The sequence below is a fragment of the Clostridium sp. 1001283B150210_160208_E6 genome (assembly GCF_015669365.1).
In the GTDB taxonomy this organism is placed as follows: domain Bacteria; phylum Bacillota; class Clostridia; order Clostridiales; family Clostridiaceae; genus Clostridium; species Clostridium paraputrificum.
In genome coordinates this window covers 42881-55634 of record NZ_JADPAA010000015.1, presented here as the reverse complement: position 1 = coordinate 55634, position 12754 = coordinate 42881, and the positions used below count along the sequence as shown (strand labels likewise).

General features: G+C 28.8%; 10 protein-coding genes and 1 riboswitch. Of the genes, 9 read left to right on the top strand and 1 reads right to left on the bottom strand.

Annotation, left to right across the window (positions count from 1 at the left end):
* Positions 1–55: 55 nt before the first annotated feature.
* Complete coding sequence (locus I4V16_RS14135) at positions 56–835, bottom strand: phosphotransferase (protein ID WP_195966908.1); 780 nt, start codon at positions 833–835, stop codon at positions 56–58.
* Positions 836–942: 107 nt separating this feature from the next.
* Between I4V16_RS14135 and I4V16_RS14130 the strand changes: the two genes are divergently transcribed.
* The 9 genes from I4V16_RS14130 (at position 943) to I4V16_RS14090 (ending at position 12741) form a co-directional block, all read left to right on the top strand.
* The gene (locus I4V16_RS14130) at positions 943–1209 is read left to right on the top strand and encodes an ATP cone domain-containing protein (protein WP_049178384.1); all 267 of its coding nucleotides are present in this window, start codon (positions 943–945) and stop codon (positions 1207–1209) included.
* 60 nt (positions 1210–1269) lie between these two features.
* Positions 1270–1431, top strand: a riboswitch (M-box (ykoK) riboswitch).
* A gap of 333 nt (positions 1432–1764) precedes the next feature.
* Positions 1765–4383, top strand: a complete 2619-nt coding sequence (gene mgtA / locus I4V16_RS14125; RefSeq protein ID WP_195966907.1) for a magnesium-translocating P-type ATPase — start codon at positions 1765–1767, stop codon at positions 4381–4383.
* A 175-nt stretch (positions 4384–4558) separates the two neighbouring features.
* The gene (locus tag I4V16_RS14120; RefSeq protein WP_099313893.1) at positions 4559–5881 is read left to right on the top strand and encodes an NCS2 family permease; all 1323 of its coding nucleotides are present in this window, start codon (positions 4559–4561) and stop codon (positions 5879–5881) included.
* A 238-nt stretch (positions 5882–6119) separates the two neighbouring features.
* On the top strand, positions 6120–7547 hold the full coding sequence (locus tag I4V16_RS14115) for an amino acid permease (RefSeq protein WP_027098258.1): 1428 nt from the start codon (positions 6120–6122) through the stop codon (positions 7545–7547).
* Between the two features lie 105 nt (positions 7548–7652).
* On the top strand, positions 7653–7925 hold the full coding sequence (locus tag I4V16_RS14110; protein ID WP_195966906.1) for a hypothetical protein: 273 nt from the start codon (positions 7653–7655) through the stop codon (positions 7923–7925).
* Between the two features lie 73 nt (positions 7926–7998).
* A complete protein-coding gene (locus I4V16_RS14105; RefSeq protein ID WP_049178379.1) occupies positions 7999–8874 on the top strand; it encodes a LysR family transcriptional regulator in 876 nt (291 codons plus the stop codon).
* Between the two features lie 111 nt (positions 8875–8985).
* Positions 8986–9960: a TDT family transporter gene (locus I4V16_RS14100; RefSeq protein WP_195963261.1), complete on the top strand. Its 975-nt coding sequence runs from the start codon at positions 8986–8988 to the stop codon at positions 9958–9960.
* A gap of 179 nt (positions 9961–10139) precedes the next feature.
* Complete coding sequence (locus I4V16_RS14095; protein ID WP_195963262.1) at positions 10140–11336, top strand: NADP-dependent isocitrate dehydrogenase; 1197 nt, start codon at positions 10140–10142, stop codon at positions 11334–11336.
* A gap of 1093 nt (positions 11337–12429) precedes the next feature.
* Positions 12430–12741, top strand: a complete 312-nt coding sequence (locus tag I4V16_RS14090) for a hypothetical protein (protein ID WP_027098253.1) — start codon at positions 12430–12432, stop codon at positions 12739–12741.
* Positions 12742–12754: the final 13 nt, after the last annotated feature.

Below are 12754 nucleotides of genomic sequence, written 5' to 3'. Positions count from 1 at the left end.
TTACTTAGTTGGAATATATAAAGCACACTATTAGAATAAGATAATAGTGTGCTTTTTAATAAGTATTTTTAGAAATGTAATTATATAAGTCTTCCATTATCAAATCTCCACCAAGCCTATAGTTATAATCAGAATTTGAAACTATAGATTTATTATAGCTCCAGGTGGCATTCCATAACTTAGCTATAAAAATATACTTATTTAATTTATCTACATGGTAAGAAGTACAATCTCCAAAGTAAAAGAATAATAGTTTCTTTCTTATGTCCTTGGATAAAAACCATGATAGTGTAGCTAGGTCATAGTAAATATCATTCATTCCTATAAAATCAAAATCAACTAAGTAGACTTTGTTATTTTTATATAAGATGTTAGAAGGATTTAAGTCGTTATGGCATAATCCTAAGTTTATATCTTTAGAAAGCTCTTCTTCTAAGAGGTTTAATTTATGAATTATAGCTTTCGTGTATGGAGGAAGGGAAAAATTTATTTTTTCTAAATTAGAGAAATTGTTTTTGATTTTTTCAAAAGGATTATTATAAGTATTGCTAGAAATAGAGTGTAACTTTCTTAATTCTGATGATATAGCTTTTAAAAAAACTTCTGTATTTTGCAGTTTTTCATCTAAATTTGCATTGGATATATATTTGGTAAATAAGATTCTCTTTGAAGTGAAAATTCCTTTGGGTGTAATGTCTTTATCCTCTAATAGTTTAATAAGCTTCGTATTATTCCTTTTTGTAACTTTTAAAAAGTATTTTTTATGGAAAATGGTTATATTATATGTAGAGTTATTTAGGCTATTTATTGGAGTTATTTTTAATATATTTTTCATTTTAGTCTTCCTTTCAATATTAATTTATTATATCAAAAAGATTAAAATAGCAAAGTTGTATATATTATAAATTAAAGTATAATAAAATAAAAAGGATGTGTGAATTTATGAAGATTATAAAAAAAGATGGTAGGTTGCAAGAGTTTGATAAGAAAAAGATTTTTATTAGTTTAGATAATGCATCTAAAGATGTGGAAGGGATTGCGTTAAATGAGTCGGATATTAAAATACTAGTTGAAGATATCTGCAAGAAGTTAGAAAGTATTAGAAAAAATGATAATCCAAGCTCTAGCTATGAAATTATAGGTGTGATTATTGATGTATTAAAAAAAGATGGCTTTGCACCAATTGCTAAATCTTTTGTTGAATATTAATATTTTGCAAATTGTGTTGACAAATTATTGGATACAGCATAGTATGATAGTATAAAAGTTAATAGGCCTCGGTAGGTGAGGTTACTACAAGGATACGGGTCGCTGCCGTAAAAGAATGGAAACATTTTTAACTGGTTAGCAGGTTTTGCCGAACAAAGAAGGTTTAACTTAATGCGATTTCATTGCCTTGCAGAGCCAAAACTCAAACGAGAAAGTGTTATTATAGTTAATTATGCCTTCGTCAGTTTGAGTTGACGGAGGCTTTTATTATTTAAAAAATCAGGAGGTGAAAAAGAATGGAATCTGGAAATGGCAGTACGGAAAATGGAAGTATTAAAATTGAAGATAGTGATGTGTATCTGGAGGAAGATCCTTTCTTTTTTACCCTTTTAACACCTTTCTGTTTTCAATTCTAAAACTAACATTATCCAAGTTACTAAATTTTCAAATTCAAAAAACAAAGTCTGTGGTTAAAAAAATAGAGTTTTTAACCCTTAGTTTCTTGTTGCCTTTTTTAGGTGATAAGTAGATGGATTTAGTAAGGAGGAAAGAAAAATGTTAAAGGAAAGAGTATTAACAGATAGACTAATTACATTAGGCAGAATGTCTAAGTCTGAATTATTTAATGAATTAAATACCAATATAAATGGATTATCAAATAATATGGTAGAAGCAAGAAGAGATAAGTTTGGTAAGAATGAAGTAACACATGAAAAGGAAACATTATGGATTATAGACTTATTAAAATCATTTATAAATCCCTTTAATATAGTTTTAATTATATTAGCAATTGTATCAACTTTTACAGATGTAATTATTCCCAAGGCTGAGAATAGAAGTTTTACTGCAGTAATAGTTATTTTGACAATGGTAACAGTAAGTGCTTTGTTACAATTTTTCCAAGAGAAAAAATCAAAGGATGCTACAAATAAGCTTAAAGCCATGGTTAAGACAACAACTTTAGTAAAAAGAGATGGTGAAGAAGCAAAAGAGATTGATATGGCTGAAGTAGTTCCTGGAGATATCCTATATTTATCAGCAGGAGATATGATACCGGCAGATGTTAGGGTTATCTCATGTAAAGACTTATTTGTTGGGCAATCTTCATTAACTGGTGAGTCTGAACCTGTAGAAAAATTGGAGTATTTAAAGGAAAGAGATAGGGGGATAGCAATATGTGATTTAGATAATATCCTTCTACTTGGAACTAGCATAATAAGTGGAAGTGCTATTGGTGTTGTAGTATCAACAGGAAATGATACCTATCTTGGTAGTATAGCAGTTGAAATTTCTAATAAGGAAGAAGAAACAAGTTTCCAAAAAGGTGTTTCAAAAGTAAGTTTATTATTAATTAAATTTATGATGATTATGGTTCCTATAGTGTTTGTGATTAATGGAATTACTAAGGGGGATTGGCTACAAGCGTTTTTATTTGCAATATCAATTGCTGTAGGGTTAACTCCAGAAATGCTTCCTATGATTGTGACTACAAATCTTGCTAAGGGTGCTATGTCTATGGCAAAAAAGAAGACTGTAATTAAAAAGATAGATGCAATTCAAAATTTTGGTGCTATGGATATTTTGTGTACAGATAAAACTGGAACACTAACACTAGATAGAATAGTTGTGGAAAAGCACTTAAATATAAATGGAGAAGAAGATTTAAGAGTGTTGAGACATGCATATTTAAATAGCTATTTCCAAACAGGTTTAAAGAATTTGATGGATGTTGCAATATTAGAGCATGGAAGAGAAGCAGGATGTGATAAAGAAGAAGAGAGATTTATAAAAGTAGATGAGATACCATTTGATTTTACTAGAAGAAGAATGTCTGTTGTTTTAGAAAATAAGGTTGGAAAGAAACAGCTTGTAACTAAAGGCGCAATTGAAGAGATGTTAAATATATCATCATATGTAGAAATGAATAATAAAGTTGTTAAATTAACTGATGAATTAAAGGAAAAAGTATTAAATACAGTTAATGATTTAAATGCGGAAGGTATGAGAGTAATTGGAGTAGCTCAAAAAAATAATATTGAGGATATAATAGAATTTGGTGTTAAAGATGAGAAAGATATGGTTTTAATTGGATATATAGCATTCCTAGATCCACCAAAGGAATCTGCAGCTGAAGCTATTAGAGAATTAATTAAATACGGTGTAGATGTAAAAATATTAACTGGAGATAATGATTCGGTAACAAAGAAGGTTTGTGAAGAAGTCGGATTAGATGTTAATTATATACTTCTTGGAAATAATGTGGATATTATGAGTGATGAAGAATTGTCAATAGCAGTTGATGAAACTAATGTGTTTGCGAAATTATCACCATTACAAAAGTCAAGAATTATAAAGGTATTAAAAGAAAAAGGTCATGTTGTAGGTTTTATGGGGGATGGAATAAATGATGCGGCTGCCCTTAAAGAAGCTGACGTAGGTATTTCTGTAGACACTGGTGTAGATATAGCTAAAGAATCTGCAGATATAATATTACTTGAAAAGAGTTTAATGGTTTTGGTTGATGGAGTTAAAGAAGGTAGAAGAGTCTTTGGAAATATAATTAAATATATTAAGATGACAGCAAGTTCAAATTTTGGAAATGTATTTTCTGTACTTGTGGCTAGTGCATTTTTACCTTTCATGCCAATGCTATCTATTCAATTATTAGTACAAAACTTATTATATGATTTCTCACAACTATCAATTCCTTGGGATAGAATGGATAAAGAGTATATAGAAAGACCAAAAAAGTGGGATGCAAAGGACATAGGAAGATTCATGATGTTTATAGGACCTTTAAGCTCAGTGTTTGATATTATAACTTTTTTGGTAATGTGGTTTGTGTTAGGAGCTAATACAATTGAGAATCAAGGGTTATTTCAAACAGGTTGGTTTGTAGTGGGGTTATTATCTCAAATACTAATTGTATATATGATTAGAACAGAAAAGGTTCCATTTATTCAAAGTAGACCAACTATACCAGTTATATTATTAACAACAGCAATAATGTTAATAGGGATTATGATTCCTTTTACTGCTATTGGAGAAGGATTAGGTTTTGTTGCATTACCAAAAGTGTATTTCTTAATGGTTATTTTAATATTAGTTGGATATTGTGGTTTGGTGCAAAGTGTTAAAAAGATTTATATAAAGAAGTTTAATAACTGGTTATAGAATAAAAATCCGAATGTTATCTCCTTTTGATTAAGGGTAACATCCGGATTTTGTTTATAAAATCGATATGAAATTTAAATTTTATAAAAAATATTCGTAAAAGCTATTGAAAAATGTCGAAAGTTATCTTATTATAAATCGGGGGCAAATTTCAGAAGTATGAAAGAGTGGTAAAATGAAAAACTTATTTAAAAAGGATGGTCTTTTAGACAATTTCTTTGAAATATCAAAAAATAATACAAGTGTTAGAACTGAAATGGTTGCAGGTATTACTACGTTTATGACTATGGCGTATATATTAATAGTTAATCCTTCAATACTTTCAGCAGCAGGAATGGATCAAGGAGCAGTATTTACAGCAACAGCTTTATCAGCTTTAGTTGCTACATTAATTATGGGATTATATGCAAAATTACCATTTGCTCAAGCACCAGGAATGGGACTTAATGCCTTTTTTGCTTTTACAGTAGTTTTAGGGATGGGATATTCATATCAATTCGCATTAACAGCAGTTTTCCTAGAAGGTATTATATTTATTCTTTTAACTTTATTTAATGTACGTGAAGCAATTGTTGATTCTATACCATCTAATATTAAGAAGGCAATATCAGTTGGGATTGGGTTGTTTATTGCTTTAATTGGACTTGAAGGAGCTGGAATTATAGTTCATCCACAAGATGGTGGAACAATAGTTGCTCTTGGAGATATAACTAGTGGAACAGCTTTACTTGCAATAATAGGTATTCTTATTACTGGAATATTATTAGTAAGAAAAGTTAAAGGAGCTTTATTTATCGGAATGTTAATTACTGCTGTAGTTGGAATTCCAATGGGTGTTACACCAGTGCCAACAAATATAGTTAGTATGCCACCATCAATAAGCTCAGTGTTCTTACAATTTGAATGGTCAAATATTTTTTCAATAGATATGTTAATAGTACTATTTACATTATTATTTATGGATATGTTTGATACTATAGGAACTTTAGTTGGAGTTGCTACGAAGGCTAAGATGTTAGATGAAAACGGAAAGGTTCCTAATATTAAAAAGGCTTTATTTGCAGATGCAGTAGGTACAACTTTTGGAGCTTGCGTAGGAACTAGTACAGTAAGTACATTTGTTGAAAGTGCATCGGGAGTTGCAGAAGGTGGTAGAACAGGTCTTACAGCAGTTTCTACAGGTATAATGTTTGCTTTAGCATTATTTTTCTCACCAGTATTTGCATCAATAACTTCAGCTGTAACATGTTCAGCTTTAGTATTAGTAGGTTTATTTATGATAGAGCCTATTAAAGAGATAGAATTAAATGATTATACAGAAGCTATACCAGCGTTTTTAACAATAATAATGATGCCATTAGCATATAGTATTTCAGATGGGATAGTATTTGGAGTTATCTCTTATATAGTGTTAAAATTACTTGGTGGAAAAGCTAAGGATATTAGTTTAACAACAGTTATAGTTGGTGTGATATTTTTACTTAAGTTCTTAATTTAAATATAAGTAAGGGAAAAGGGGTTTTGGATTTCAAAACCTCTTTTTATATAGATATTTAAGAAATAATTTCTAGTTTAAAAGATAATATCCTAGTTTGAAAATATTCCTCTTACATACACTATGTTATAAGGAATTTCACAATTTGTTTACTTTGAAAAAATAGATTAAAGATGGTAAACTAATGAAGGATTTAAATTAATTAGTATAAAGTACAAAAGATAATAAGGAGAGTAAAAACATGTTAGAAGATGAAAAAAAATTAAGGTGGTATAACCTTGCACTTATGGCCTTTGTATCTGTATGGGGGTTTGGTAATGTTGTTAATAACTTTGCAAACCAAGGGTTAAAAGTTATAGTTTCATGGGTGCTAATTATAGGATTATACTTTGTACCTTATGCATTAATGGTAGGGGAATTAGGATCTGTTTTTAAAGATGGTAAAGCAGGAGTTAGTACTTGGATAGGAAATACAATGGGAAAAAAGCTTGCTTATTTTGCAGGATGGACTTATTGGGTTGTACATATTCCATACTTGGCTCAAAAACCTCAAGCAGTACTTATAGCCTTAGGATGGGCAGTTAAAGGTGATGGAACTCTTGTAAGTGATATGCCTACATTAACAGCTCAATTAATTACATTAGTAATATTTTTAATATTCTTATGGGTAGCTTCAAGAGGGATAACTTCTCTTAAAACTATAGGTAATATAGCAGGAACATCAATATTTATAATGTCAATGCTTTATATACTATTAGTTATTGCAGCACCATTTATAAGAGGAACTGATATTGCAACAGCTAACATTACAGTTGAAACTATAATACCTAGATTTGATTTTACTTACTTTACAACGTTATCAATGTTAGTGTTTGCGGTTGGAGGAGCAGAAAAAATATCTCCATATGTAAATAATACAAAAAATCCATCAAAGGAATTTCCTAAAGGAATGTTAACTCTAGCTATCATGGTAGCAATATCAGCTATTTTAGGATCAGTAGCTATGGGAATTATGTTTGATGCAAATAATATTCCTAAGGACTTAATGATGAACGGTCAATATTATGCATTTAAGATGCTAGGTGAGTATTATGGAGTGGGTAATATATTATTAATTATATATGCGCTTGCTAATATGACAGCACAAATTTCTGCTTTAGTATTCTCTATAGATGCACCATTAAAAGTACTTTTAGCAGATACTGATGATAATTTTGTACCAAGAACTTTAACTAAGACAAATAAGTATGGAGCACCTATTAATGGATACTTAATGACTGCTATCTTAGTTGGAATACTTATAGTTGTACCAGCATTAGGAATTGGTGATATGAGTGAGTTATATAACTGGTTATTAAAGTTAAATTCTGTAGTTATGCCAATGAGATATCTATGGGTATTCTTAGCATTTATAGCACTTAAGAAGGCTTCAGATAGATATAATTCAGAATATAAGTTTGTTAAGAATGATAAGGTAGCCCTAGGATTTGGGGTATGGTGCTTTATATTTACAGCCTTTGCTTGTATCATGGGAATGTTCCCTTCAGGAATTCAAGCTTATTCAGGTGAATGGTGGTTCCAAGTTATATTAAATGTAGTGACACCATTTGTATTAATAGGATTAGGATTAATACTACCTTTAATAGCTAAAAGGAAAAAGAATACATAATTTTTAATAAAATCTTAAAATAAGGCTTTGAGTCTTTATTCATCTAAGAGTTAATTGTATAATAGGATTAGCAAAAGAAAATAATAATTATTATGAGGTAAAATTATGAACAAAGGTACATTGAGAACAATAATGTATATAGCATTGGGTGTTTTAATATTTTCAGTTGTTATTAATTTATTCTTTTCAATCCTTCCATATCTTTTAGTAGGTGGAGCGGTAATTTATGTAGTTACTAAGGTTGTAGGATATTTTAATTCTAAAAAGAGTAAGAATAGTAGCAATGAATCAACAAATAATAATTATGAAGTATATGTTGATGATTCTGTAGATACAAGTAATGCTATAGATGTAGATTTTGAAGATGTAGATAAATAAATAGATGAACATAGGGATGGTTTAAATAGCCATCCTTTTTTGAGTTTCATTAGTATTAAAAGGGGAAATTCATATGAATATAAGAAAATTAAAAATTTTTTATGCAACAGCAACTAGTTTAAATATGACCAAGGTAGCAAAGGAACTATACATAAGTCAACCATCTGTAAGTCAAGCAATTCATGAGTTTGAGGAGGAGATAGGTGCAAGATTATTTGATAGAATAGGTAAAAGAATTTATTTAACAAATGAAGGAGAAGTTTGTCTTAATTATGTGAGAAGAATTCTTAATTTATATGAGGAGGCAACTGAAAAAGTTAATGAGATAACTAATCAAGAAAAGGGAAAAATAAAAATAGGAGCTAGTACAACAATAGGTACATATATTCTTCCTGATATATTAAAGGAGTTTGTTGAGGAGCATAAAGGAATTGAAATTTCTTTAATAATAGAAAATACTACAAATATAGAAAAGCTAATTCTAGAGAATAAAGTGGATTTTGCTTTTGTAGAAGGTAGGATAATATCTGAAGAAATAAATAAGGTTCCAGTATGGAAGGATGAAATTGTATTTATAACTAGTGCCAAACATCCTCTAGGAGATAAGGGAATTATAACTCCTAAAGAACTTAAAAAAGAAAAGTTAATAATGAGAGAGTTTGGTAGCGGTACTAGAGAAATTGTTGAAAGTTTCTTTTTAGAAAAGAATATAGATTATAGAATCTTTATGGAACTTGGAAATACAGAGGCTATAAAGAAAAGCGTAGAAGCTAATTTAGGAGTAGGTTGTATTTCTAAAAGATGTTTAGAAGATAAAGTTGAAAAAGGTGAACTAAAGACTTTAAGAATGGATTGTGGAAATATAAACAGAGAACTTATGCTTATAATACATAAGGATAAGTTTATGAACAACAATATGAAAGAGTTTATAAAATTTATTAATAAGTAAAAACCTATGAAATATATCAAATTTAAGTATTTTACCTTTTGAATGTTTCGGTAGTATACTAAAGGCAACGAAAGAGACTACAGAAAGTTATTAATCATCAGGAGGAATACTATGATAGATAAGAATACATTTATTAAAAATTTTAAAAGTGTTCATGATAATCTGCCAATAGGAGCAGTTGCAACATCAGTTGGAGCAACAACACTATCTAATATATTTGCTTTAAGAGAGTTAACTTTTTTAAAGGATATATTTATGAACATGGCAGCAATAGTGGCTTTGTTTGCATTACTTAAATTGTTTTTTTATCCTAAAACAGTAAAGAAAGAATTAGATTTGCCAGTACTGGCAAGTGTCTTTCCTACATTTGGTATGTTAATTATGATTTTAGGTAACTACTATTTAAAGTTTAGTTATATATTAGGTAAGACAATGTGGCTTTTTGGTATTGTAATTTATAGTGTGATTTCAATTATAGCTATTTATAAACACTTGATAAAGAATTTTAATTTTAATACTTTTGTGCCTAGTTTTTTTATTCCTTTTGTAGGAAGTCTTGTAGCTTGTGTAAGTAGTACAGGAATGAATGCACCTATATTAACTAAAGTTATTTTCTATTGGGGTACAACAACATATTTTTTTATATTACCTTTTATGATATACAGATTGTATAAGGGGGATATCGAAAAGCAAATATATCCTACAGTAGTTATTATGGCAGCACCACCTAGTTTGGTAATAATAAGTTATTTAACAGTGTTTACAAATTACAATAGAAATTTTGTAGGGTTAATGGCAGTGATAGTATTCTCTATAACCTTATATTCTTATGTTCAAATTCCTAAATGCTTAAAAGAGAAGTTTAATGCAGGTTTTGCAAGTTTAACCTTTCCGTTAGCAGCAACAACACTTGCAACTTTTAAAATTAGTATGTATTTCTTGACTGTAAATGCAACTTTAGCGCATTTGTTTGAAGGAATTGGAGTTGTAGAATTATTTATTGCTACCTCAGTGATTGGGTTTGTCCTTTACAATTTGTTTAATCTACTGTTCCAAAAATTAACCATGCAAGATGCAATAGAATAGTTAAAAGTAAGAAGAGAAATTATTATGTGATTTCTCTTTTTGATTATTCTAAATTAATTTTCGGATTTAATAAAATGAAGTTTCAAGAAATCATAATTTCATTTTAATTGCTATTAAAGTGTATGTAATGTATAATATTGCTATAAAATGAAAGTTTTAATTTAAAAGGGGGCAAAATGATGGCGAAAGTAAAAATGACAACTCCATTGGTTGAAATGGATGGAGATGAAATGACTAGAATCCTTTGGGGCATGATAAAGGATGAATTAATAATTCCTTTTGTTGATTTAAAGACAGAGTATTATGATTTAGGGCTTGAATATAGAAATGCCACTAATGATCAAGTTACAATTGATGCAGCTAATGCTATTAAAAAATATGGGGTTGGTGTTAAGTGTGCAACAATAACACCTAATGCTGCAAGAATGAAGGAATATGATTTAAAAGAAATGTGGAAGAGCCCAAATGGTACAATTAGGGCAATATTGGACGGTACAGTATTTAGGGCTCCAATAATAGTAGATCCTATTAAGCCATACGTTAGAAATTGGAAGAAGCCAATTACAATTGCAAGACATGCTTATGGTGATATATATAGGGATGTTGAAATGAAGATAGAAGGAAAAGGAAAGTGTGAGCTTGTTTTTACATCTGAAGATGGGAAAGAAAAAAGAGAATTAATTCATAACTTTGATGGAGCAGGTGTGGTTTTAGGAATGCACAACTTAGACAAATCTATTGAAAGTTTTGCAAGAAGTTGTTTTAATTTTGCATTAGATACAAAGCAAGATTTATGGTTTGCCACTAAAGATACTATTTCAAAAAAATATGATCACACATTTAAGGATATATTCCAAGAAATATTTGATAAGGAATACAAAAATAAGTTTTATGAAGTTGGTATAGAATATTTCTATACATTAATAGATGATGCTGTTGCAAGAGTAGTTAAGTCGGAAGGCGGGATGATATGGGCTTGTAAGAATTATGATGGAGATGTAATGAGTGATATGGTTGCTACTGCTTTTGGATCATTAGCTATGATGACTTCAGTATTAGTTTCTCCAGAAGGAAATTATGAGTATGAAGCAGCTCATGGAACTGTTCAAAGGCATTATTATAAACATTTAAAAGGTGAAGAAACTTCAACAAATTCAATGGCAACTATATTTGCTTGGTCTGGCGCTTTAAGAAAGCGTGGAGAGCTTGATGGGAATAAAGAACTTATGGATTTTGCTGATAAGTTAGAAAAAGCATCTATACAAACAATAGAAGAAGGTATAATGACAAAAGATTTAGCTTCACTAGCCTCAATGGAAAATGTTAAGGCTGTTAATAGTGAAGAGTTTATTAAATCTATAAGAGAAAGATTATAATATAAAAACGAAACTACCTCGGTAGTTTCGTTTTTATGTTTTTAATATATTCAAATAAAGTCATTAGCAAACTAATATATAAATATAAGAACTTAAGAATATAACAATATATAAATATAACTTGATGTTTTTTACTATATAAGGAAATTATAAAATTTTAATTTGCTTGAGATTTCTAGAACTACTAACTCATGATTATTAAATAGCCTAAATTGAAAATGCATTATAATTTGAGTGTTGGTTAAAGTATTCAGGTCTCTGAACTAGAATGTTAATGTGGGAATCTTTTATATTGAAGGTTAAAAATTTAAGTATGCTTTTAGAATTATAAGAGTAATTATCATCAATTCTGCAAATACTAATGGATATATTTTTTATATTTGTATGAGAACTTTAATTGTATAAGAATATTAAGTCTAAAGATGAAAGCTCTTCTTTTATTTATTTAGCATAGTTACCATAACATTCATGATTTTTAGTTAGATAATAGGTAGGAGATTTATCAGTCAATTCATTTACTAGCATGCAAGAGTTGTTGTAGTTTTTTTTATTAGTTCGTCCATCTTATTTTCTGTTTTGTCTAGTAGGGTGTGCTGATTTTTCCGAAAGACTTACAGTGTAGATTAGATATCTGAAGTATTTTTACATTATACTCTGTTATTTTATTTGAAGTTAGGTATATTCATAAAACACCTCTCTTTCGTAAATACTAAAACACTTACAGTTTCTAAATAATAGAATAAATGAATGTAAGTAGAATTTCTATATAAAAAATACAATATACAAAAAACTTACAAATTATATAATAAAAATGTTTACATTTAGAGAAAAATCGTATAAAATATGATTGTGATATTTATTTGGTAATATATATTTGGATAAATGTATATATATATAGAAAGATATTACAAATAAAAAACTTAAAGGTATATACAAATGAGGAAAATTGTGTTACTATGTAAATGATAACAAAACTTAATATTTGTTTTGTATACAATAAACTTACATACGTGGTTGAATACTTTGTTATTTTATTTAATAAAATATATTATTAAGAGATTTAGTTTAAAGGTAACAGGGGGAACTAAAGGGAATGAATAAGGTTTTAGTAATTTGTAAGGGAACAGGACAATCAAAATCCTTTGAAAGGTTTATGGATGATTATACAAAGAAAAATAATCTTCCTATAGAATGGATTTATGCAAATGATAAAGAGTATTTAGATGTTATAGAAGGTGGAGATGTTAAAGTGGCAATTATTTCTCCAGAAGTAGTTTTGGTAGAAGCTCAAATAAAATCAACTTTAGAATCTAAAAATACTCCATATATAGTTATTAAACCTGCAGATTTTGGTTTAAAGAGAGTAGAAAAGTTTATGCCTGATGTTGAAAAATATATAGTTTAATATATTTAAGAAA

Bases quoted from the DNA above. Each gene is read 5' to 3' on its own strand.
- mgtA (WP_195966907.1), top strand. From the start codon at position 1,765: ATGTTAAAGGAAAGAGTATTAACAGATAGACTAATTACATTAGGCAGA.
- I4V16_RS14100 (WP_195963261.1), top strand. From the start codon at position 8,986: ATGATAGATAAGAATACATTTATTAAAAATTTTAAAAGTGTTCATGAT.
- I4V16_RS14110 (WP_195966906.1), top strand. From the start codon at position 7,653: ATGAACAAAGGTACATTGAGAACAATAATGTATATAGCATTGGGTGTT.
- I4V16_RS14090 (WP_027098253.1), top strand. From the start codon at position 12,430: ATGAATAAGGTTTTAGTAATTTGTAAGGGAACAGGACAATCAAAATCC.
- I4V16_RS14115 (WP_027098258.1), top strand. From the start codon at position 6,120: ATGTTAGAAGATGAAAAAAAATTAAGGTGGTATAACCTTGCACTTATG.
- I4V16_RS14120 (WP_099313893.1), top strand. From the start codon at position 4,559: ATGAAAAACTTATTTAAAAAGGATGGTCTTTTAGACAATTTCTTTGAA.
- I4V16_RS14130 (WP_049178384.1), top strand. From the start codon at position 943: ATGAAGATTATAAAAAAAGATGGTAGGTTGCAAGAGTTTGATAAGAAA.
- I4V16_RS14105 (WP_049178379.1), top strand. From the start codon at position 7,999: ATGAATATAAGAAAATTAAAAATTTTTTATGCAACAGCAACTAGTTTA.
- I4V16_RS14095 (WP_195963262.1), top strand. From the start codon at position 10,140: ATGGCGAAAGTAAAAATGACAACTCCATTGGTTGAAATGGATGGAGAT.
- I4V16_RS14135 (WP_195966908.1), bottom strand. From the start codon at position 835: ATGAAAAATATATTAAAAATAACTCCAATAAATAGCCTAAATAACTCT.